This window comes from Saccharibacillus sacchari, from assembly GCF_037722395.1.
Taxonomy (GTDB): domain Bacteria; phylum Bacillota; class Bacilli; order Paenibacillales; family Paenibacillaceae; genus Saccharibacillus; species Saccharibacillus sacchari_A.
In genome coordinates, this window is record NZ_JBBKAR010000007.1 from 102173 (window position 1) to 125815 (window position 23643).

18 protein-coding genes are annotated in these 23643 nt (G+C 53.6%); 6 read left to right on the forward strand and 12 right to left on the reverse strand.

The genetic code is table 11. The features are described from left to right. The first annotated feature begins 197 nt into the window (after window positions 1-197). The 3 genes from WKI47_RS03155 to WKI47_RS03165 all read left to right on the forward strand — a co-directional run bounded on the left by WKI47_RS03155 (window position 198) and on the right by WKI47_RS03165 (window position 6091). Entirely contained in the window at window positions 198-1145 is a 948-nt protein-coding gene (locus tag WKI47_RS03155; RefSeq protein ID WP_340225741.1) for a hypothetical protein, read from the forward strand. Continuing rightward, complete coding sequence (locus WKI47_RS03160) at window positions 1142-3127, forward strand: hypothetical protein (RefSeq protein WP_340225742.1); 1986 nt, start codon at window positions 1142-1144, stop codon at window positions 3125-3127. Before WKI47_RS03155 ends, WKI47_RS03160 begins: the two co-directional genes overlap by 4 nt. Before the next feature lie 228 nt (window positions 3128-3355). Next, the gene (locus tag WKI47_RS03165) at window positions 3356-6091 is read left to right on the forward strand and encodes an ATP-binding protein (protein ID WP_340225743.1); all 2736 of its coding nucleotides are present in this window, start codon (window positions 3356-3358) and stop codon (window positions 6089-6091) included. A 348-nt stretch (window positions 6092-6439) separates the two neighbouring features. Here WKI47_RS03165 and WKI47_RS03170 read toward each other — a convergent pair whose 3' ends face one another. Further along, entirely contained in the window at window positions 6440-7039 is a 600-nt protein-coding gene (locus tag WKI47_RS03170; RefSeq protein WP_340225744.1) for a hypothetical protein, read from the reverse strand. After that, complete coding sequence (locus WKI47_RS03175; RefSeq protein WP_340225745.1) at window positions 7036-7974, reverse strand: hypothetical protein; 939 nt, start codon at window positions 7972-7974, stop codon at window positions 7036-7038. Before WKI47_RS03175 ends, WKI47_RS03170 begins: the two co-directional genes overlap by 4 nt. Before the next feature lie 246 nt (window positions 7975-8220). Between WKI47_RS03175 and WKI47_RS03180 the strand changes: the two genes are divergently transcribed. Continuing rightward, window positions 8221-8370, forward strand: coding sequence for a hypothetical protein (locus WKI47_RS03180; RefSeq protein WP_340225746.1), 150 nt, complete (start codon window positions 8221-8223; stop codon window positions 8368-8370). A 99-nt stretch (window positions 8371-8469) separates the two neighbouring features. Here the strand turns inward: WKI47_RS03180 and WKI47_RS03185 are convergent, their stop codons facing one another. The 3 genes from WKI47_RS03185 to WKI47_RS03195 all read right to left on the reverse strand — a co-directional run bounded on the left by WKI47_RS03185 (window position 8470) and on the right by WKI47_RS03195 (window position 11157). Next, window positions 8470-8994 carry a hypothetical protein gene (locus WKI47_RS03185; protein ID WP_340225747.1) on the reverse strand — a complete coding sequence of 175 codons (525 nt, stop codon included), beginning with the start codon at window positions 8992-8994 and terminating at the stop codon, window positions 8470-8472. A 104-nt stretch (window positions 8995-9098) separates the two neighbouring features. Next, window positions 9099-10184 (reverse strand): adenosine deaminase, encoded by a 1086-nt coding sequence (gene add, locus WKI47_RS03190; RefSeq protein ID WP_340225748.1) that lies wholly within the window; start codon window positions 10182-10184, stop codon window positions 9099-9101. Between the two features lie 409 nt (window positions 10185-10593). After that, window positions 10594-11157, reverse strand: coding sequence for a DUF420 domain-containing protein (locus tag WKI47_RS03195; protein WP_340225749.1), 564 nt, complete (start codon window positions 11155-11157; stop codon window positions 10594-10596). 169 nt (window positions 11158-11326) lie between these two features. On the opposite strand from WKI47_RS03195, the gene WKI47_RS03200 reads away from it, so the two are divergent. Beyond that, entirely contained in the window at window positions 11327-12286 is a 960-nt protein-coding gene (locus WKI47_RS03200; RefSeq protein ID WP_340225750.1) for a DUF6612 family protein, read from the forward strand. Window positions 12287-12634: 348 nt separating this feature from the next. On the opposite strand, the gene WKI47_RS03205 is transcribed toward WKI47_RS03200, so the two are convergent. The 6 genes from WKI47_RS03205 to WKI47_RS03230 form a co-directional block, all read right to left on the reverse strand. After that, window positions 12635-13234: a hypothetical protein gene (locus WKI47_RS03205; RefSeq protein ID WP_340225751.1), complete on the reverse strand. Its 600-nt coding sequence runs from the start codon at window positions 13232-13234 to the stop codon at window positions 12635-12637. Window positions 13235-13301: 67 nt separating this feature from the next. Then, window positions 13302-13724: an organic hydroperoxide resistance protein gene (locus tag WKI47_RS03210; RefSeq protein WP_340225752.1), complete on the reverse strand. Its 423-nt coding sequence runs from the start codon at window positions 13722-13724 to the stop codon at window positions 13302-13304. 205 nt (window positions 13725-13929) lie between these two features. After that, window positions 13930-14208, reverse strand: coding sequence for a GNAT family N-acetyltransferase (locus WKI47_RS03215; RefSeq protein ID WP_340225753.1), 279 nt, complete (start codon window positions 14206-14208; stop codon window positions 13930-13932). 13 nt (window positions 14209-14221) lie between these two features. Further along, window positions 14222-15571 (reverse strand): S1C family serine protease, encoded by a 1350-nt coding sequence (locus WKI47_RS03220; RefSeq protein ID WP_340225754.1) that lies wholly within the window; start codon window positions 15569-15571, stop codon window positions 14222-14224. Further along, window positions 15568-16533, reverse strand: a complete 966-nt coding sequence (locus tag WKI47_RS03225; protein WP_340225755.1) for a zinc ribbon domain-containing protein — start codon at window positions 16531-16533, stop codon at window positions 15568-15570. Before WKI47_RS03225 ends, WKI47_RS03220 begins: the two co-directional genes overlap by 4 nt. Before the next feature lie 232 nt (window positions 16534-16765). Continuing rightward, a complete protein-coding gene (locus WKI47_RS03230) occupies window positions 16766-19888 on the reverse strand; it encodes a PAS domain S-box protein (RefSeq protein WP_340225756.1) in 3123 nt (1040 codons plus the stop codon). Between the two features lie 222 nt (window positions 19889-20110). On the opposite strand from WKI47_RS03230, the gene WKI47_RS03235 reads away from it, so the two are divergent. Then, window positions 20111-22501: a putative bifunctional diguanylate cyclase/phosphodiesterase gene (locus tag WKI47_RS03235; protein WP_340225757.1), complete on the forward strand. Its 2391-nt coding sequence runs from the start codon at window positions 20111-20113 to the stop codon at window positions 22499-22501. Between the two features lie 173 nt (window positions 22502-22674). Here the strand turns inward: WKI47_RS03235 and WKI47_RS03240 are convergent, their stop codons facing one another. Further along, window positions 22675-23433, reverse strand: a complete 759-nt coding sequence (locus tag WKI47_RS03240; RefSeq protein WP_340225758.1) for a DeoR/GlpR family DNA-binding transcription regulator — start codon at window positions 23431-23433, stop codon at window positions 22675-22677. Window positions 23434-23643 lie beyond the last annotated feature (210 nt).

Sequence of the window (23643 nt, forward strand, 5' to 3'; positions counted from 1 at the left end):
CCGTCACCGGGCCATGAAAGGGACGTGCAACGATTGTCCGCCTATATCATTTATGTCACATACGGACTACTCGGGATTTTGTTTCTTTTTGCAGGAATTAAATCCATTCTGTATATGCGTAGTCCGAAAAAAGCCCTTTCCCGGGCAGATTTGGACCAACGTCTGTTAAACACTCTAAACGAACGGCGTGAGAGTCCATGATCAAGAAAAAAGCGGTCACGTTTAAGCCTTACGAACGCACCGAGTACGCTTACGACAAGCTGCGGGTTTGCCGAAAATGCGGCGGTTACACGGTGCTGTCGCAAGAAATCTGCCCGTTTTGCGGAAAACGCACCCTAACCACCGTTCAAGGCTACGCCAAACGCGAACTCAAGCGCTCCATGCAGTCGGAGTTGCTTTTCTCCGCGTTGCTGACCTTGCTGGCCATGTTCTTCGCGGATACGATGCCGTGGATCGGAATCGCGGCAGCGGCCGGCGTCGCGTTAACCGCTCTGCTCGCTTTTTACCAATACCGGGTATTCGAGCCACAGCTGCGCATACGCACGGATCGGCTGTTCGCACGGGACAAGGATCGTATCCGGCATGGCCTGATTCAAGATATTCGCGCCGCGGAAGGATTGTTGGAAGCCGAACCGGCCAAAGCGTACGAGATGCTGCGCGAAGTGAACACCCTGCTGCGCAACGATCCGATCCGCGGGCTCCAGGCCGAATTGCTTCAGACCTTTGTGTTGCGCCGCGATATGGATCTGCTGGTCGAGCCTTTGATCATGGACGGATTTTCGCCGCATCTGGCGGGCTACATTGGCGAAGTGGCGAAGCTGAACCGCGAACTGATCAAAGAAAGCTCGATCCGTTACTGCCTGAAATACGAACCCCAAATTCGCAATATGGGCAAAGGGGAAGAGATTCTCGCTGCCGTAGCCGGAGCCGCCGTGCGCATGAAACGGTATATCCAGCTATATCCGGAATTTATTCGCCGTTATACGCATAAGCTCTCGGAGGATCGACTGGAACGCCTCCGCGAGGTCTTGTCGCAGCATCCCGGTGAATTCGGTCCGTTGAAGCTGGAAGCCGACGAAGTGTATTGGGTTCGATTCGGCAAACGCAACGCACGCGATGCCTCGCAGCAGGGAAGCTCTTCATGACCAAAAAGCTCAACAACACTTTTATAACGATTCGAAACGCTCTAACCCTGCGCAATCTGCTCGCGATTCTTTGCGTGATTGCGCTGATTGCCGTGATCGTGAAAGGATTTCGAATCGAAGCCAAGATCGGACAGGTTCGTCAGGCCGATGCCTTTTACGAACAAAATCTGCGGATTCAAGCCGAAGTCGCGTACGCGGCAGCACAATCCAACACTGTCATCCGTTATCGCGAAGATCATCTTGCGGAACGCTTAACCGAGTTGGCTCCGATCACGGCGCTTCGCGAAGAACTGCTGAAGTCCAAAAGCGAATTGTTGGCGGCATCGGAAAATAAGGACTTCGAGACTTTTTTGACGGCGTACGAGTCTTATGACGGCTTTCGCGAGCAGTCCTTGATCAGCGATTTTGCCGTCGAATACGCGGAATTGAGCGAGCGGTACGAGCTGGCGAAGACGGTAAACGAAGGCTTTTCCGCTTTCCGTTCGGACTTCGAGCAAGCTCTTGCCGCCAATCTTGACGATAACCGTTATGACGACGAATCGGCCAAATGGAGTCTGCTGCGTATTCCGGCCGTGTTTTTTTCCGAAAATGTTGCAAAAACGGCTTCGAATGCAGAGGCACTGAAAACCGAGACGTTGAATGCCCTTTTCCAAAACTACGATCAGCGCAAGTTGAAAAAAATGGCGGCCGCGGGGCAGTATCAGGAGATGTTGAACGAAGCGGTTTCGACCATCGAGGCTTACGAAAGCCATGACTTCGGCGCGCCTTGGGTGCTTCATCAAGCCGAAGAAACAACCGATACCGTGCTCCGTAAAGACTTGGACGCGCAAAGCTATTCCGCCTTTTCCGGTCATGCCCGCGCGTTCAGCGACTTCGTCTCTCAAGCCAATCTGGATTCGGATATGACGTTATGGATCGAAGCCCGAATCGAAGAATTGATGAGCCGTGCACATTCGCTTGTCGCGGACAAACGTTTTGAAGAAGCGATTGCGTTGTATCAGTCGCTTAACGCGTACCTTAGCACGAGCGAGGCAGTTACCCGGACGGAGAGCGCCTGGACCGAAGCGCAGCCGCTGCGCATTTTGCAACAGGCCGATTCGTCCATCGTCTATTCGTTGGCGATCAGCGGGAAAAACCGTTTTGGAGCTGACTTGTATGTCGCCGCTCTCGGTGACAACGGTCTGCTGTACTTTGGAACGAAGACGGGAGATTCAACAAGTGTGCGGAACAGTTCCTCCCTGCTTAGCGGCTTGGATGTGCAGAGCCTGGAGGTTGAAGATACCCTGTCTACCCCTACCGCACCCGTCATTTTGGTTCAATCAAGCTCCTCGTCGCGCAAAGCGGTCTATACGGCATTCGTGCTGCAATCGGGATCATTCGAGCAGCTTTTCCAGATCGAAGCCGATGGTTACACCATCGAAAATGGCGGCAACACGCTGCGCGCGCAAAATCCGATCGAGGCGGAAGAAGACGGCCAGACGGCGGTTTATGAGCGTTCCGGCGGCGACGGCGAATTTTACTTTTCCTCGCTTGAAGGCGGCACGCTCGATATCGGCACGGATAACCCCGAGCACTATCCGCAGGAAAAAGTACGTACGCGGCTGACCGTTGTGTCGTCCGCTTCGGATCAGACGCTTGCTCAAACAGGCGACGGGTCGGCGATCGTGCTGCGCGGCGTCTCGAACCTTGTTCCCGGAAGCTACCAGGTTACAGGAACGTTCGAAGGCGAATACGCAGAGATCGAACAAGAACCCGCGAACCCGGAAACCGTCCCCGATCCCGACGTTTCCGAGGATACAGGCACGGATTCTCCGGTTACGGACTCGACGGAAGAAGACACGAATACGCCCGCCGACAGCGATTCGCCGACTTCGGACAACGCCGCCCCGGATGCTTCGGCAGAGCCGGATTCGGAATCCGGCCCGCCAACGCAAACCTTGTCCGTTCGGGTGCCGGTATTCGTTGTCGATGAGTTGAATTAGAGCATACATCCGACGATTCATAACCTTACATGGTTTGAACGACGACAGAACGACGTCCCTTACCGGGGCGTCGTTTCTCTTTTTCCGCGCCAATATTGCCTTCGATGCACGACAAATTTGCCGAAAACGCTTATACTATTTGAGTACAATTTGTTGCTTTATTTTGATCTTACATAAACTTTTCGCAGGTTTGTTCAACGATTCATAACCCGTCTGGAGGAGACTCACTTGAGCTATAAAACAAGGCAGCTTTTGGGGTTCGGCTCCCTGTTCGCTATTATGCTGCTGATTTTGGGCGTATCGGCTTCGTTTCTGTACTCGATCGATCGTTCCGTCAATATCACGATCGCCGAGCGCTACGACAAATTAAAAGCCGGCTCCGATCTTCGCAGCGCCTTCTACGCGTTCGACAGCGAGCTTGGCCGCCTGAGCGACGAGGATAACCCGGGAGAGATTCAGGACCGACTCGCGAAGATCGCCGAATATCGCCAACAATCGCTGGAGCGCCTGATGATCGTAGAGCGCTTTGACGTGAGCGAGCGAGGTATCGTTCGCCTGGCGGCGATCCGAACCGCTTACGAAAGTTATCTGGATGCCGCGCAGCAAATGACCGACGAAATTCTCGCCGGAGCAACTGAAGCCGCGATCGCCGAACCCGGTCGCCAAACAGAAGAATTCCGCGCGCAGCTGGTAGAGAATCTGGATGCTTTTCAGGCCGCACAGGAAAACGCACTGAGCGAAGCCCGGGCCGACAGCGGCCAAGCGGCGCGCAATATGCTGTGGAGTATGGCGATCTCGGCTCCTTTGCTGTTGGCCGCAGCCGCGATACTGAGCCTTTGGACGATTCGCAGCACTGCCCGCAGGCTCCAACATGTCAGCAACGTGATGCGCAGTGCCGATTTCAAGGAAAAGGAGTCTTTGCCGCGCCTGGATGCCCGGATTCAAGACGAGATTGGCAATATCGAAGCTTCGTTTAATGCAATGGCCGCTTCGCTTGAGCATCATAATCGCCAAGAGCGGGAGATGACAGCGAATCTGGAAGAACACACCTGGATTCAGACCACTTTGGCCGAATCGTTCGTGCTGTATCAAAATATCAACTCCGTTGAACAATTAGCATCGACGTTTCTTCAAAAAACAGTTCCGCTCAGCGGGGCGGCTTATGGCGTGTTCTATTTAAGGGTCGGCGAAGAAGACCTGGTTCGGATTGCTTCCTTTTCCGATTATGCCGCAGATGCTTCAGTTGCCGCTTTCAAAATGGGCGAAGGCTTGGTTGGACGCGCCGCGCTTAGCGAAGAGCCTTTATTGATTGATGATTTGCCGGAACATTATCTCCATGTAGCCTCGGGCTTGGGAGAAATGCCTCCTCGCAGTCTGCTTGTGGCTCCCGTTCATTTTGAGCGCCGCGTCGAGGCCGTCGTAGAGTTGGCTTCGCTAAACGTATTCACGTCTGCGCAGCGGAGATTGATCGAGCAATTGGTCGGAACGCTCGGCATTGCGATCAGCGGGGTATCCGGCCGAATGGAAGTCGATCGATTGCTGCGTCAAACCCAACAATCGGAGGAAGAACTTCAAAGTCAGACGGAAGAACTTCAAGCGCAATCCGAGGAACTCCGTACCCAGCAGGAGACGTTGCGGACGGTCAACGACGGACTGGAGCGTACCAATTTGCAGGTTGAGGAAAAAAATCGGCTGCTTGAGGTCGTCCAACACGATCTGCTGATCAGCGCCGAGTTCCAGTCGGAGTTTCTTGCCAACATGTCGCATGAACTGCGCACCCCGCTCAATAGCATTTTGATCCTGTCCCAGCTCCTTTCGGAAAAGGAAGACGGGATGCTGACGACTCAGGAACGGGAATACGCGACGACGATCCACAGCTCGGGACATGATCTGCTGGGTCTGATCGACGATATTCTGGATCTGGCCAAAGCGGAAGCGGGCAAGATGGAAGTCACGATCGAAGCCTACAACCTCACGGAATTGCCGCAAGCGATGCAAGGACTGTTCACCGAAGTCGCGAAGAAAAAAGATCTGGCTTTTGAAGTCACGACCGAACCCGGCTTGCCTGAGCTGATCTGGACAGACGGACGACGGCTTCAACAGATTGTAAAAAATCTGCTGGCTAACGCCATCAAGTTTACGAATGAAGGCCATGTGGCTCTGCGCATTGCGCCAGCTACCTTGCCAAGTCCGGAAGGCGGCCTCAGCGGCATACAGATTGAAGTGGCGGATACCGGGATCGGAATCGAGCCGGAGAAGCAAGAATTGATCTTTGAAGCTTTCCGGCAAGCCGACGGTTCGACAGAGCGACGATTCGGCGGAACGGGTCTGGGTCTGTCCATATGCCGTGAGTTCTCTCGTCTATTGGGCGGAACCATCTTGCTGAATAGTACGTTGGGGCAAGGAAGTTCCTTTACCGTTCTTTTGCCGACCGATCTCCGAAACGTAACGCAACCTGTAGCCGAGTTGATCGAAGCGCCTGCCGAACCTGAATCTATAACTCCGACGGATGAGAAGCCTGATTTGGAAAAGTTGGAGGAAAACCCTGCGATTCAACTGCCACAAGAGCAGCACGGGGACCGGAAGATTTTCAAAGGCAGACGTCTGCTGATTGTCGACGATGACGCGCGCAATATTTATGCAATCACTGTCGCTTTGGAAAGCCGCGGAGCCGAGGTCGGCATTGCGGAAAACGGGCGGGAAGCTTTGGATATGCTGGAACGCGATCCGGCTTACGATCTGGTATTGATGGATATCATGATGCCGGTCATGGATGGATATGAAGCCATGCGAACCCTTCGGTCTCAGCCGATGTTCGCCGAGCTTCCGATCATCGTGTTGACGGCGAAGGCGATGAAAGACGAGCGTGAGCTGTGCCTGGAGGCCGGGGCGTCGGATTATATCAGCAAGCCGTTGGATGTGGAGAGATTGTTCTCGTTGTTGCGCGTGTGGTTGTCGCGGTGACAGCGAAGTTCCTGTTTGTAAGGAAGCTGGGGCGGCTGCGGGAGAAATTCGTTTAATGCGCTGTCTCACTTGGAAAACTTGATTGAATGTAATGATGGGGTTTTCCAAGTTCAAAGGCGCATTAAACTGAATTTCTCCCTTCGCCTATCGCTTCGGTTACAAGCGGGCTTCGTGTTTTGGGGTTATAGGGGAAGGAAAAGATAGGTCTTAGAAGCATGAGATACGGATCATTTCATTCTAAAAAACGACTTCGTCTTCACTGCATTAGAGTGAAGGTGAAGTTTTTTTGTGCTCGCTTGTAGGATTTGTTTCTGGCTGTTGGGTACGCGTTGTTGATAGGGCTGGCGGTCAGACGCGGATATCCAGTCTACGCTTAGGGGTGGTGCGGTGCAGGTCGCGTCCGGCGCGGATGAGGCCGTAGAGGATAAGGAGCATTCCGATTAAGCTGACGCCGCCTAAGATGAGCAAGATGACAGGAAGGGCTTCGATGTCGAAATTAAGAAGGAACGGGGAGATCAGCATTAACGGCACGGCGGAAAAAAGGTAGACGGACCCGCTTCCGCGCATATGTTCGAATAGGCCGTTTTCTCCTCGGGATTTGGCTAGGCGGCCGATGCCTTCGCATAACGTGTAGATCAGCAGGAGCAAGGCGAATTCGCCCAAGACGCCTGACATCCAAATTTCCCACCAGGTGCCTTGCAATAAGAAAGGTTGGTCGAATAAAGAGACGGATTCTTCGGAAAAAGTCGTCGGGATCGAAAGGATCGCTAAAAATGCGGCCAACCAGCGTCCAAATGTAAACAATGGAATAGGTTTGCTGATCCGGTGCATCCCGTAAGCGATCAGCAGATAACCTACCGTATCGTTAAAGACATCGAATGTGGAGAAAGGAATATCGATCCAGACGAGCAGTAGCCCCCAGAATAAGTTTGCAAAAGCTGGCTTCATGGACGATTTCTCCTTTCTTCAACAAATTGACGCACTTCGTCTTCGGTTGGAGCGGGGCTATACTGAATCGTTATAGGGCGAGCTTGAATGATTTCCTTTTTTGTCTCGACCCGGAACCGCGGGAGCAATTGGTACACCTTCGACCAGTCCTGAGCGGTTACGTCCCGAAAACGATAGCGAACGGTCACATCTTCACCTAGCTTCAACTCCATCGGGAATTGAACTTCGTGGATCGGCTTGCCGATGATCCGGTCTTCCTCCGGCCGTTCGAAATCCCACTCTCCGACTTCGCTGCCTTGACCCCAGTACAACTCCAGCCGATTGCCGAGTCTTGACGCCTCGTTATAATCAACGCCTGTTATTTTCAAATTTTCCTGCGCAACAACCGTAGACTGCCCGCGTTGTGCTTCCATGATTTTATCCTGAGCAGACAGTGGCTTATCCGTATTATAAAGTCGCGGATAAAGCCGGATTTCTCCGATATTTTCAGTCGACACGCTACCGTCCGTATACATGACCTCCACCTGCCCGATCATGATCGGCGTCTCGGCATGCTCCCAATTTTCAAAATAGAGTTCCGAAGCCATTTCCTGATCCAAAAAAACTTCGAAGTGTGCCAGGTCCTGATAACGGTACGAATCGTTCCAACTCCGGCTTACCTGTGCGTCTTCAAGTTCGGGAATCCGGATACGCTCTATTCGATTGGTTTCTGACCGATTTTCCAACACATATAAATAAAAGACGACGCCGCTCCCGCTTTCCGCTTCTATGTAATGATCCAGAAAGACCGGGTGTTCCAACTGGGCTTCCCGATAATAGGCGACGTTGAAAAACCAACAGGCTGCCACGGCAACCGCCAAGCCGACAAATCCCCAGTATGCCATCCGATCATGTTGAACCGAAATCCGCTCCTCCCCGGAAGTCTGAACTCCCACCTGCTTTTCTTATAAACGCCGCCATGCTCTCATTCGTTACGGCTCCAATTCTCCTCCATAACTTCTTTTCAACCGCGCCAATCTTCAAATTTTCGTCAAATTCAAGGCATTTCTGCTAATCGTTTAACATTTATGCCTGCTAGCTCGTTGCATTTTGCTTAAAAATATGGATAATAGGACTTAGGTAAACGTGATAATGATTATCATTCCCGTACGTTCATTCTATATTCAAAGGGGCACAATCGCATGCAACCATCAACTTCCAGAGTAAGTCTTACCCTTGACGACTACTTGGTTCTGCTTAATGTGGCTGTTCAGGTAGGCGACAAGAAATGGCAACAAGAAATTACGCGCAAGCTCGAACGGATCGCGCGTTTTGAAGCGGCGAAAGCCTAATAGAGACTATGTTGTACGACTTCCGTACCCTCTGACATAAAAAACCGGAACCCCTTCTCAGGAGTTTCCGGTTTTTACTTTTTCAAAATCCGATGCTGTCTATTCAATCGCCCTATTCTCGCCCGAAGCTGCAAACACCTGAGCCGTTCCGGTATCGCTGAATTCCACCTTCAGATTGCCGTAAGCTTTTTTCCCGATTAACTTGATGGTGTTCTCGCCTTCCGGCAGTTCAACCGTAATGACTCCCGCATCGGTCTTCGCATCGGCCAACTTCACGACATCGCCGCTAGGCATGACATGCACCAGCTTACACTTTCCTTTATCGATACCCAGATTCAAGTCCAGGGTTAGTTGCGAGCTCTCCGGCGCATCCACGGTCCACAACGTATGCTTGCCCGTAAACTGTCTAAAATCAAACTGGGTGCCTTCCGGACTTGCCTCGCCCTCGCGGGAATTGTAGCTGTAACGATCCTGACTTTGCGCAATCAACTCATTGTTTCCGTAAATCTGCAATTGCCCCATCGTTTCGCGTACCGTCGTGCATCCTGTCAGCATCACCATTCCAACCAGCCCAAGCAGCAGCGTTTTCCATTTTGCCCGCTTGCGCCATTTGCGTCTGATCATGACAAAGCGCCCCCTTATTGATGTGCCCAATGACCCTTGTATCTCAAGTCTACACCAATAAGAAAGCGCTCTAATGTGATCTTTCTCCGCTTTTGCGATATTTTTTAGCCGGTTGCCGAAGTTTGCGATGACGCGGGGTGCGCGAATGGCTTCAATCCCAGCAATGCAAACTCGCTTGAAAATTCGGCTCGCAGGCGGGCTTTTTCTTCCGGACGAAGGAAAGCCGCATCGACCCCGTTCAGGATGAGCGTCGCGATCTCCGACATCGTAAACCCGAACTTTTCAATCAATATGCCATATTCTTTCGCCATCGACGTATCAGACACGGTCAAATTATCGGTATTGATCGTCAGTTTGAGTCCGGCATCAAAATACTCACGGATCGGATAGGTGTCCCAGCTGTTCATCGCTTTCGTCTGATAGTTGCTGATCGGGCACATCTCCAGTACAATCCCGCGCGCATGAACCAGCTCCAGCACTTTCGAATCTTCGCGCAAGCGTACGCCGTGACCGATGCGGGTTGCTCCCAGACGCGTGATGGCTTCGTGTACGTTTTCCGCACCCCCTGCTTCGCCCGCATGGATCGTCACCGGCATGTCCAATAACTGCGCATATTCAAACACAGCCCGATGCAAGTGCGCGGGGAACGCGGCTTCCGGCCCTGCCAGATCAACAGCGACGAGCCCTTGGTTTTTAAAAGCCGCGGCGGCAGCAATCACTTCCATATTAACGTGCGGAGAATGATGACGGAGGCAAGCCGCGATCCCACGTGCCATAACGCCAAACTCATCTTCGCCACGACGCAGTCCACGCAGCACCGCATCAATGACCTCTTCGCAGCTTAACCCTTCCGAACGATGAAGCTGGGGGCCAAAACGAACTTCGATATATCGGCAATTCTGCTCGGCCGCCTGCTCAACCAGCTCATAGGCGATACGCTCCAGCACATGCTCATGATGCAAGAAACCTGCCACGAAATCGAATTTTTCCAGATATTCCAGCAAACTCCGGCATTCTTCTGTCACTTTCATGAAAGGTACAAGCTCCTCGGCGCTCCGTGCAGGCAGCTTTATCCCCTGTTCAGTAGCAATCTCCCACAACGTAGACTCGCGGATACTCCCGTCCAAATGCAGGTGCAGATCGACTTTTGGCAGCTTGTGCAACAGTTCCGGCAAACGGTATTCCAGCATAAAACTTCCTCCCCTTTGCGCCTATGGCGTTTTTTCGTTTCGTAAATTCATGTATGGATATTGTCAAGTTTTATACCATATCGAACCTGACATCGGCAAATTAAATTTTTTCCCCGATCTTTCCCTCCCCTAAAGTGTCGAAAACCCCAACGTAGCTGGAAGCGAGAAGACGGAGAGAGAAATTCAGTGAAATACAGGATTTCGAAGAAATGCACTTCGGAAGCGTATGCTGGCAATTTTTCTCGCAGTCTTCTCGCTTCCCCGCGCCTACGTACCTTTTTCAACACTTTAATCCTTGCCCGATTAACAAAAAAACGCATCCGCTAGCCCGTTGATCTGCCCGAATGCCCAGATCAACGCACCCTCGCGGATACGCTTATGTTGCTTCCATCTATCGGATGGGTAAAACTCAATAGTACGGTGCCATGAACAGATACACGATCACGCCTGTGGAACTGACATACAGCCAGATCGGCATCGTCCAGCGGGCGATCTGGCGGTGCTTCGACACTTGCATCGTCCAGCCGAATACCAGCGTAAACAGCGCGAGCGGCACGATCAGCGCGGCCAGGATGCTGTGCGAGATCAAGATGAAGAAGTAGATCGGACGCAAGATGCCTTCGCCGCCGAATTTCGTCGTTTCCGGCGAGATGTAGTGGAACGTCAGGTACGATACCAGAAACAGCAGCGTCGAGGCGAAAGCCGCCAGGATAAACGCTTTGTGGACCGGAACGTTTTTACGGATAATCGCGACGAGAGCACAAACCAGGAAAATAAACGTGAAGCTGTTAAAGATGGCGTTCAATCGCGGGAAGATCGTGAGATCAAAATGCACGCTGCCCTGATAGCCGATCGGCGAAAAGAACAACAGCAAGATGATGATGTTCGCCACGATCGAAACGGTAATAATCAGCCCGGCAAAGTTGCGATTCGTGGTCGGACGGTAATTCTCGTTCTCGTTGGGTGAGCTCATAAGGGCGTATTCTCCTTAAATTTTGTCGTTAACCATTATATCGCGTCAAAGCTTTGATGTTAAGTGACAACAATTTGAAATGTTTGCGACAAAAAAGTTACCCACTTTTTACTTCGTCCACCTAAAATGGTAAGGTAAGAAGTATCGCACAAGTCGAAAGGGGATCATCATGTACTCGGCAAAAAGTAACCGCAATCGGCATTATCTCGCTAACACGCTAAAAATCAGCGCTTTGTCGCTGCTTCTGTTCTCGGCAGCCTGCACGGCAGACACCGGAACGGCAGACAAGGACAAAGAAACCAAGCCTTCCGGCGAAACGACGCAAACGGCCGCTGCCGTCTACGATCTGGCCGTCAAAGAAGCGCAAGCGCTGGAGAGTTATGCCATCGAATCGAAAACAAGCTATACCGTCGAGCAACCTGCGGCCGAAGGTGCAGAAGCACCCGATCCGACAGAAACGGCAATCGATATCACCGGCGACGTCATCGCCAAACCGGAAGTCCAATACGGACTGAAGATCGATACGCTTTCTCAGGGACAACAAGGATCGACCGAAATTTATGCGGCAGGTAACGAACTACATACCAAAAGCAATGACGGCGCATGGACGACGCAAAACCTTGAAGAAGCAGGCGAAGACGTGGCAATCACGACGGACCTGCTCGACCCGGCTCCATTGCTCGAAGAACTGGATTCTTACAAAGACAGCCTCAAGCTGACCGAAGACGACACAGCCTACACGCTGAGCCTTGAAGCCAGCGGCGAAGAAGCCGGCAAGCTGATCGAAGCTTCCCTGGCGCGCCAGATGGGCGATTCCGCCCAAGCCGACCAGCTCTCAGCCTTGCTGCAAAGCGGCTCCGAAGGCAGCGTCAGCTACAACCTGGTCATCGACAAAGCCAGTAACCAACTGACATCTTCCAGCGTGAAGCTCGATACAACGCTTCAAGTGTCCGAACAGTCCCTGCATATCGTAGCCAGCACAGACGGCGCGTACTCCAAACAAAACGAAGTAGGCGAAATCGCCGTCCCAGCCGAAGCCACCGCAGACGGCGCGGCTACAGGAACCGATACAGGTACCGACAATTCCAAAGAATCAACAGACACCGAAACCGACACTTCCGGCGAGTAATACGCCGATTGCAAGAACCGGTATAAGTGCTATCCATTTATCCGTAATCTGCGCATACGTACTATTCTTTTCATTCCAAACTTACGCCAAAACAGAACTACACCCAAAGAGAAGCCCTTTCCCACTCGGAAAAGGGCTTCTTCTCTTTATTCTTGTCTTTATCTTTATCTTTGTCTCTTTCCCCTTATCTCCTACCAAACACCGAAGTTGCGCGCGGAGGGGGAAATTCAGCTGTATTCGCCTTTGAACCCAGAAAGCTTCTCCCCTGAAATCCCTTCCTTGCCGCTTTCCGGGTGAGACAGCGAATACAGCGAATTTCTCCCGCAGCCCTCCAACTTCACTCCGACTTCACCCCAACTTCACGCCCACAAACGTCAACACCCCCCGGTGCGCTTCGTAAGGAATCCGCCGCTCACGGCTCCGTACAAACGTACCGTCTTTGCCGCGGCCGCCCGCATCGTGCACAAGCAGGAAAGCCGTCCCGTCATCCTCGATCCGGTACCCGCAGCCTACCGTCCAATGATAATCGAACACAGGCCGTCGGCCGAACCAGCGAAAAGAAAACCATTTATCGAACTTCACCGCGACCAGACGTCCGGCGTCGATCTCCGCGCAGTAGGCTTCGAACCCGCTAAGGCGCCGGGTTACCACTTTGCCCGGCAATCCGCTGTCTTGCAACCGCCTGTTCAACAGCCGCCGCAGCGCGAACGACAACACCGGAGCCGGCATCCCGAGCGGCGTTCCCCCGCTAAACGCGTAGATGCCGTTTACCGCTTGAACCGGATCGGCAGGCAAACGATCGAACGGTTTCCCGCCCTCTTTTGCCAACCATTCTTCCCAAAAACGCACGATCCCCGCGATCGCAGCCGGACCGCATGCAGAAGAGGGAGACCGAATGCCGGTCTCCCATTGCGTATACGGATAGAAAGACAATCTGTTCTGCCGCATATTCCGTCCTCCTGCTGCTGCGCCTTGCGCTTCGCGAGCGAAGGCCAAGACTTTCGATACGTCTATATTAAACGATGTTCAACGTTACGTCGATGTTGCCGCGAGTCGCTTTGGAATACGGGCATACTTGGTGAGCCGCTTCCACCAGTTTGTGGGCCGTTTCCGAATCCACGCCTTCGACTTTAACGTTCAGGATCACTTCAAGCTTGAATCCGTTATCGGATGCGTCCTTGAGGATCGATACATCGCCGGTTACGCTCGTTCCGGTTACTTCTTTGATGCGTTGGGAGCGAATAACGAGGTTCAAAGCACTGTCAAAGCAAGCCGAGTATCCAGCCGCAAACAGTTGCTCAGGGTTCGTTCCGTCTCCGCCCGGGCCGCCGAGGCCTTTTGGTGTTTTCAAGCTGATATCGATGATACCGTCCGAAGAAGTTACCTTACCGTCACGTCCACCTACTGCTGTTGCTGTTGCCGTATACAATGCGCTCATTTAAATTCTCTCCTTTTCGCTTCCGTTATTTTGGGGTTATGCGCCGTTCTATATATAAATTGTTTACAATCTAATTGTATTCTATTTACATGATGAAGTCAACGTTGTTTGCAATTTAAATTGTGAACACTTGGACATAAAAAAAAGGTCTTCCTCCGTAGATACGGAGAAAAACCTTGAGCCGATTAAGCCTGCATGTTCAACCTTAGTCTTTTTGCCACACATCCTCGTATTCCTTTTTCCGCTTAAACAAAGCCTCCGCAAACGGACAAACCGGTTCGATCTTCACGCTGCTTTCGCGGGCCAACTCTACAACGCGCTCTACCAGTTGCTCGCCTGCATGCTGACCGCGCATCGATTCGGCTACGAAAGTATGATCGACCATAAGCACTCCGTCACCGCGAACCGTCCAATTGACTTTACCGACTTCCTGCCCGTCTTTGCTCATCACAAATGAATGTTCTTTACGCTCGATATTCGTCATCTTGCATCCTCCTTTATTCCGATTTGCCGCTGATGATCTTCAGCACATCCGAAGCGTCTCCCGCTTCATAGCCGACCTGGTAGACCAGATCGTACAATTCGGTAGTCGTGCTTCCGTCCTCTGCGCGCTCGTCAGCCGCGATCGTGACATAGACGCTGACGGTTCCGTCCCCGTTTTCCACGCCGATGCAGTAGTCGAGATAGACGTTGAGCGTATCCTTGTAACCGCCGGCGAAATTGTCGTAAGACTGCTTCGCTTGCCATTCGGCACCGAGCAGATCGTAGGCCGTCTGGTAATCTTGCAGCGCGACCGCGTCGTAGAACTCGTACAGAACGTCCTCCGACGCATATTCCAACTCGGTTGCCTCCGCCGGAACATCGTCATATCCGTAGTCGTCGCCGTAATAATCGTCACTGTATTCGTCGCCGTATTCGTCTGTCGGAAGTCCGTACTCGTCGTATCCGTAATCCGGCGTCGGCAATACCTCCATCGGACTGTCGGACCAGCTTTTGGCCGAATCGGCAATGCTGATCACGGGAATACTGAAGCCTATGCCGCCTTCGTCGGTAACTGCCGAGTTGATCCCCAGCACCTGGCCGGTTCGACGGTCCACCAGCGGCCCTCCGCTATTGCCGGGCGCGATCGGTGCAGAGATCTGATACAGCCCTTCATAGTAGTAAGGCGCAATATCGAACGTTCGATCGACGCCGCTGACGATGCCTGTCGTGACCGTGTTCTGCAAGCCCAACGGACTGCCGAGCGCCAATACTTCATCCCCGACCTCGGCTTCGGCACTGAGCTTCAGCTCAAGCGGCTCTACGCCTTCGAGATCGGGCACCCGCACCACAGCCACATCCGTTTCTTCGCCGATGCCGATCACTGTGCCCGGCATTTGATCCGAATCGGACGTGGTGATCGTGACATCTTTGTAGCCTGCGACCACATGCGCATTCGTCAAAATGTCGCCGCGGTCGTTGTAAAGGAAGCCCGATCCGATCGATCCGTCTGCCGTTTCGATCATGACGACCTTTTCGCCGACCGCAGAAATGATTTGTTTGAGCGTCAAACCGTCGTCTTCGCCGCCTTGCCCGGCCGAGTCGTTCGACGTCCCGTCATCCGTAGCGTTGCCCGAGTCCGTATTTCCGCCCGAAGCGTCCGGGGAGTCGTTGGTTTTGGAGTCGTCCGCGGCGGAACCTACGGTTACCTGCGTCGAAGCAAGTTCGGTTCCGCCCGCTATGTTAGCCAGCAATGCTCCTTCGCCCGTATTCGTGGAATAGCTTCGATGAATGGCATAGGAGCCGGCGGAACCGGCGAGCAACACGGCCGCACTGACTATAATGCTGAGGATCGCTTGTTTTTTCATGCCGATTCCTCCTCTACTTGATTGCGCAGCTTGTCGAAACGGGCACGAAGGCGATTGTAAGCCCCGCCTTTTAACGAGGAAAGCTCCTGTCCGACTTCAGTCAGCTTCGTAGCCGCCGCCGACGCGTCCGCGCTGCTGAGCATACGCTGAACTTCGGTAAGCTGCGCGTCAAGGCGGCGGATCGTCTGCACGGATTCCAAGTCGGAACGGATTCCCGGATCGTCCGGACGCCGGTTCAGAGCCTCGCCGAGCTTGGACTCGGCAATCTCGTAGTTGCCGCCCAATGCCGCATCCACGCCCGAACGCTGATTTCCCGCAGCTTCGGCACTGACTCCCCGCTCATAGCCCACCTGCCAGATCAAGACGCCGGCCACGCAAATCGCAAGCAGCGGCGGAATGATCCAGGCAACAACACTTTTCCGCCCTGCGGCAGGGCGTTCGGAGGACTGAGGATGACGCATATCCGGGCGCTGCCCGGCAATCGGCGCGGACGGCGGCGCAAAACGTGTAGCGTCTCCGGCAGGCGGCACAGGCCGCATTTGCGGCGGCGCAGCTTCGCCCGGACCGAATAGTCCTCCGGACTCCCCGGACGGACTGCCGGATGCCCCCTGTTCGCTCTCCGGCTTCGTCAAACGAACCGCGATCGGCTCGCTCACGGGCGGAGGGGCATGTTCGGCTTTTGCCGCCTCCTCCGACTCCGGGCTTCGCCGCAGTCCCGGCGTCTCACTGACCCCCGCGACAGGCGGCTGCGGGATGTTGCGCGCTTCCGGCCATGCCGGGTTGGACGGCGTCGCTTGCTTCCTGTCATTCGCTTCGTTCGCTCCCCAACCCGGGGCAGTGCCTATAGGGGTATCCAGTTCCCTCACTATCGATTCCGGCGGCGTTCCCGGCTGCTTTGCGCCGCAACTGCTGCAAAAGCGGCTGCCTTCCGGCAGTTCGGCCCCGCATTGTACACATCGCATATTTCACTCCCCCTCGCTTTGCTTTTATTTTAACGAATCCGGCGTCGATTTGTCTGTATTCGATCCGCAGACTTCTTTTATTCCTGACTTTTTGAATTAAGTTTTATTACCCAAATCAAGGAAGATAGCGACGCCTCAAAAAAAATAAAAAAGGGTCGTCCGCTCCTGAAAAATTCAGGGAACCGGAACGACCCAACCTTTTCGTAATCTTGCTTTTAGCGGTGACCAGACACTATACCCTGGTGCGGGCTATCCGGCGTTTCCACTTTTCGACCAACGATTCAACTTCTTCCGCAAATAACGGTTTGCCGATGAAATCCTGCATTCCTGCCTCACGGCAGCGTTCCTGATTCTCTTTATCCGTAAAAGCGGTAACCGCTATAATAACCGGCTCCTCTTCCTTGGACAGCTTCCGGATACGGGCTGTAGCCTCCAAACCATCCATCTCGGGCATCTGCACATCCATGAAGATCAGATCGTATCGACGCGCCGCCACGGCTTCGACCGCTTCCCGCCCGTTGCGAGCCAGATCGCACACGCAGCCGAACTTCGTCAGCATCTCCTGCAACAGCCGAAGATTCACCGGATGGTCTTCTGCGATAAGCGCACGCAGTTCGCCTTCGACGCTTGGGATGACGTTCGACTCTTCAAAGCGCTCATGCGCGGAAACTTGTGCCAACCGTTCGCCTAGCGCTTCCAACCCGGCCGAATCTTCCAACGGTTCTTCGCTCGGAATATGCAGCGGTAGCGTAAAGTGGAAGTTCGATCCTTCTCCTTCCCGACTTTGCACGCCGATGTATCCGCCCATAAGATCGATCAGCCTTTTGCAGATCGCAAGACCAAGCCCCGTTCCGCCGTATTTCCGGTTGATCGAAGGATCGATCTGGGAAAATGATTGGAACAGCAAACCCTGCTTGTCCGGCGGAATTCCGATCCCCGTATCACGCACCGCCACTTCCAACGTCAACACATTATGCGGATGGAAAAATCCGGGTTCGATCGTGACCACTACGCCGCCCTCGTCCGTAAACTTAATCGCATTGCTGACCAGATTGACCAGCACCTGCCGTACGCGGTCCGGATCGCCGACCAGCACTTCGGGCACGGACGGTGCTACGCTTGCCGTAAGCATCAGGCCTTTTTCCGCTGCACGCGAGGAAAAAAGATCGATCGCCTGATCCAGTACGTGCCGGATTTGCATCGGCTCGTTGCTGAGCACCATCTTGCCCGCTTCGATCTTGCTGAAGTCCAGCACTTCGTTCAGAATATGCATCAGGCTTTCGCTGCTCTGAACGATGATATCCACATAGGCATGTTGGGATTCGTCAAGTTCCGTCTCGCCCAGCAGCGTAGCCATTCCGATCACGCCGTTCATCGGCGTGCGCAGTTCATGGCTCATAATCGCCAGGAATTCGGATTTGGCCCGGTCGGCGCGCTCGGCGGATTCTTTCGCCTGGATGATCTCCATCTCGCCGGTCATATCGGTAAAGACGACGACGGCCCCTTTTCGCTCGCCCTGATCATACAGCGGCGTGACGCGATACGACACCAGGAAGCTCGAACCGTCTTTTCGCCAAAAGACCGACTCCGCGTCCTGTCGGGCTTTGCCGGTTCGCAGAGCGTTCATAAGCGGAGAATCGTTCGGGTCGTACTGAATGCCGTCTTGGCTGGTTTGCTGGATTTGGGACAAATCCAGTCCGTTGATCGCTTCATTGGGACGGAAACCCAACATTTTGGCGCCTGGCGGATTGATGAAAACAAGCCTTCCGTCCAGATCGGTACCGAAAATGCCTTCGGATACGGAATTCAGGATCAAGGTATGCTCGTAACTGAGCTTCTCGATCTGCGCCAAATGCCGTTTGCGCTCGGTGATGTCGCTGGCAATGCCGTACACGCCGACGATCCGCTCGTCCACGATGATCGGCGTATTGGTCACGCTGACATCGATCGGACTTCCGTCTTTACGCACGAGACAAACTTCATACGTCTGCGCTTCGCCGCGTTTGACGCTCTCAAAACCCGATTCGACACGCCCTCTGTGCTCCGGCACGGCTAATTCGGCTATCGGAAGACCGATCAATTCCATTTCCGAATAGCCGGTCAGCCGTTCCTGGCCTGCGTTCACGGTTACGAAACGTCCTTCCAGATCGTACGCGTACACGCCTGAAGGATTATAATCGAACAGTGATTTGTATCGTTGTTCGCTCTCGCGGATCAGATTTTCAATGGTGGCTTGTTGAGTCACGTCCTGCGTCATCCCGATGATCCGCAGCGTTTCCCCGTCCGGCCCTTTCCATACTTCGTACTGGCTGCGTATCGTTTTAATCGTCCGATCCGATAAAATCACCCGATACGTAATAAAAGGCTCGGCTTCGCCGCGCAGCATTCGCTCCGTATAATCCAGCAAATGCGCCTGATCGGCCGGATGCAAAATACGCAGCAGCGACTTAGGGTAACTTTCGTCCTGTGCCAGCTCGCCTTCGAAAATGCGCAGCGTCTCCTCCGAATAATGAATCCGTTCTTCCGCCAGATTCCATTCCCAAGAGCCGATATGCGCGATTCGCTGCACTTCGTCAAGCATGTCTTCATACATTTTGCGCGTGGTCACGTCCCGCCCGATGCCCATGATCGTGTCGGCTTCCCCGAGCCGCCCGCGCAAGATACGAAACAACGTTTCAAACCAGAGATAACGCCCGTCTTTGTGCCGGATTCGCCGCATCAAAGTCTGACCTTGGGCATCCTCGATCGACAGATTCGTCATCGCGTGCATTTCTTCGGGATGGTAAAATTCCGAGCGGTGATGACCGACCATCTCTTCCGTCGTATAGCCGAGCAGCGTTTTGACGGACGGCGAAGCATACAGCAGACGGCCGTCCATACTGCTTTGCGTAACCAATTCGCGCGTATTGTCCATCAGCATCTCGTAGGCGTCGCTATTTTCCATCAACTGCTGACGATCTTTATATTCCGTCGTGACATCGAGCGCATGCACGATGATACAGCGTCCCGGCTGATCGTCCGCCGCATCCAATTCGGCCAGATGAAAAGACACCCACACCGCGCTTCCGTCTTTGCGCCGGCATTGGCGTTCAAACTCAAGCGGGTCTTCCGGATCGGCGATCGCTTTGAGAATCCGCTCGTCGGCCCGTTCCGGTTCCGGGGATGCTTCGGTATGCAGCAATGCCATGAACTCCAAGCCGATCAGTTCTTCCTCTCGACATCCAAGGATCAGACCCAATTTGGCATTCGCATATAACAGATGTCCCCTGCCCACTGCCAGTACGGCGATGCCGACCGGAGACTGTTTGTAGATTCTCTCGAAGATTGTCGTTGGTTGTTCCGGCTGCTTGCTCATCCTATTCCCCTCGCTCTGCCGCATATTCCGCTTCGGCCGTTCGGATGCCTCTGCCGTTCTTGTGCGTGCGGTCATTTACCAATAGTATACATTTATTTGTTCAAATCCAAAACCTTTTTACTCGATCTTGAAACGATTTGAAGAATTGGACTATCCATTTCGTCGAATTTCGTCGATATAAGGGAGGAAGCGATGTTTTAATACGAAAAGAGTTGAAACCTGATGATCCAATACCTGCAATCAATACAGTTCAATCCCTACTATGCCACCGCCGGTTTTCTGTGTTCGCTGGTCGGCTGCCTCATGGTCGTCAAGCTGGCTTCCGGCAGTTTTGAATCGCTGCGCGAAATTTTGGGCATTCGCCGCCTCCCGTACACTTTTTTGACCGCGCTGGTCTTTGCCGGAACGCAGTATTTCGGAATTATTTGCGTACTTCCGGACGGACCGCAAAATATGGGCTTGGCAAATTTCGTGTTCCTCCCGCTTGCGGTACTTATTATATGCGTATTGGCATTCAAGCTGGCCAGCAGCGGTCTTCAAGGCGCCTTTCAATTTCTGCTGACGGCGTCCATGCTGAGTGTCTTGATCATGCTCATGTATTACGTCAATACGTATCTAATGCTCGGACACGCGGATTGGCGAATCGAACCCCTGATCACGGCGGCGATCGGCATGTTTTGCGTCATGTTCCCCCTGGTTAGACTGTTAACGCTTGTAGTCCGCAGACAGGGTACGCTTTTTGAGCGATTCCCGCCCGCAGGGATGTTTTTGGCTTCGGTGGCGATCGCCATCGTCTCTCCCGTGCTGACAATGTCGGCCGCGCCGAGCATTACGAACACGCTTCCTACCGAGGCTGCAGACGTGATGCTGCCTTATCTGCTGATGGTCAGCGTGGCAGCTTGCCTGATGGTACTGACCGACCGTTACCGTGAATCGGACGCGCAAAAACAGCATGATACGATCCAGGAAAAAGAACAACATTATATGTCGCTGTTCGCGCATAATCCGGATGCCGTGATCGCGTTGAACCGGGAAGGCAAAGTATACGACATGAACGGTCAGGCTTACGAGATCATGGGCAAACTCGGCATCGTGCCGCCGTTCACGGAAATTCCCGAAGCCGTTGCGATCGGCCAGCAAAACAAAATCGAGGCGCATTACGCCAAAGTCATCGGCGGCGAAGCGGAAGAAATCGAAATCGACCTTAGGACAAAAAACGGCGAAACCATACACTTCATCCTGACGTCTTTGCCTATTTTGATCGAAGGGCGTTTCGACGGCGCCTACAGTATCGCCAAAGACGTGACGGAAAGCAAAAAAAACCAGGAAAAAATCCGTCATTTGGCTTACCACGACGAATTGACGGGACTGTTCAACCGCAAATACATGCTCGAACACGTCGCCAGCCTGACCTCGGATATTTCCGCGGCTCCGTTCCATCTGTTTTTTATCGATTTCGACCGGTTTAAAAAAATCAACGATTTGTTCGGTTTTGACTTCGGCAACAAAGTGATCCGGCGCGCAGCCGCCAAGTTGGAAAGCATACTGCCGGAAGGCACGCTGCTGGCGCGTTCGACGGCCGACGAATTCATCGCGCTGCTTCCGTCCGGATTCGATCCGGTCTATGCGGCGCAGCAGGTCGGCGATGAATTTTCGCTGCCGTTCCGTGTCGGCCAACAAACGGTAGCGTTGACGGCAAGCATGGGCATCGCGCGCTTTCCGGAAGACGGCGCGGACGAAGAAACGCTGTTCAAACACGCCGACTTGGCCCGCTTCGACGCCCAAAACCGCGGCGGTTCGCGCTTTGCCTTTTTTGACCGCAATCGCGCTATCGAAAACCATGAACGCCTGATTCTCGAACGCGATCTGCAAGCCGCGATCGAACACGGCGAACTCGTCTTGTTTTATCAGCCCAAAGTGGACATGCGCACGGAAAAACTGGTCGGCATGGAAGCGCTGGTCCGCTGGAACCATCCGAGACTCGGCATGGTCCCTCCGCTGAAATTCATCTCGATCGCGGAAGAAACCGGCCTGATCGTTCCGCTGGAGCGCTGGGTATTGCGAACCGCCTGCCTTCAGGTGCAGCAATGGGCGCAGGAAGGACAGCCTCCGGTTCCGGTAGCCGTTAACCTGTCGCAAATCCATCTAATGCAGACCGATATCGTCGAGAGCGTGCTGGCTACGCTGGAAGACTTGAAATTCGACAATTCTTTGCTGGAAATCGAAGTGACGGAAAGCGCCATGATGCATAATGAAACGCAGGTGATCGAAGTGCTGGCTCGGTTCAAGCAAGCCGGGATTTCGGTCAGCCTGGACGACTTCGGCACGGGGTACAGTTCACTGAGCTATCTGCACTTGCTCCCGATCGACTGTCTCAAAATCGACCGCTCGTTTATCAAAGGCATCACGACGAACGAAAGCAGCCGGGCGATCGTCGAAATGATTCTCACCATGTCCCGCCAATTGGGCCTTCACATCATTGCCGAAGGGATCGAGCACAAAGAACAGGTGGATCTGCTGTGCGATCTGCAATGCTTTACGGCTCAAGGCTTCTATTACAGCAAGCCGGTACCCGCGGTCGAAGTATTTTCAAGCCGAAAGCTGACTTCGTGAGCGCGAGTTTCGTAGGGATCAATCCCGTCTTTGGACGCACTTTAACCAACCTATGCTGCATCAAAAGGCCGCCCGGCGTCTTGCGACGACCCGGGCGGCCTTTTTGCCGGAAGCGCGCCGAAGTTTCGTTAACGGTTCGGTGAGACGCTCCCCTTTTATTCATAGACAAATTCTCAGTAAATCACTTCGACGCCAAGCTGCTCCAGACGCTCCAACCATTCGTCCGCAGGCTGACGGTCGGTGACCAGATAATCGACGGAGCCGAGATCGAATAGCTTCACGAACGCGACTTTGTCGAATTTGGTATGGTCGGCCAGCAGAACGGTTTTGCGCGCCTGGGCCAGCATCCGTTTCTTCAGCTCGCTTTCCGGTTCGTTCGAATCGGTGGCGCCGTATTCGATCGACAATCCTTTGCAACTGAACAGCGCCGTATCGACGACATATTTGGACACGGTTTCGTTGGCGACGGCGCCGACGAGCGAGTTCGAGTGCGGGCGCAGCGTGCCTCCGGTCGAGATGACGGTATGGCCCAGCTTCGCATATTCGGAAAAAATGATGCTGGAGTTGGTGATAACGGTGAGGTTCTTTTTGGCATTGCCGAGTTCGCGCAGCGCTTCGAATACGGTCGAGCTTGGATCAGCCATCAGCGTATCGCCGTCCGAGACGAGACGTGCCAGCTTGCGGGCGATATCGTTCTTCTCCGGCAGATTGGTCGTGTGGCGGGTCTGGTAGGACAGATCCTCGTTGGTGTGTACGTTCAGCACCGCTCCGCCGTAGGTGCGGGTGACGATGCCCTCTTTCTCCAGCTTCTCCAGGTCGCGGCGAATCGTCTCTTCCGTGACTTCGAACAAGGAGCTTAACCCGGCGACGAAAACCTTTTGGTCCCGGCGTAAAAATTCGATAATTTTCTCTCTGCGCTCAAATCCCAGCACAAGCATCCCTCGATTCGTTCGTTCATCGGCTAATCCGCATTTCTGCGTTTTGGCCGTGTTTTTGTTTGGGTTTTCTTGTTTTTAGTATAGAGGATGTAACGGGGAGGGGAAAGTCCTATGCGGGGGATTCTTGGCCTGGGGGCGGCGGCGGGAGAAGTTCGTTTCGGTCGCGTGTTGTCCTCGGGAAATTTGGATTAGGTTTTAATGGGG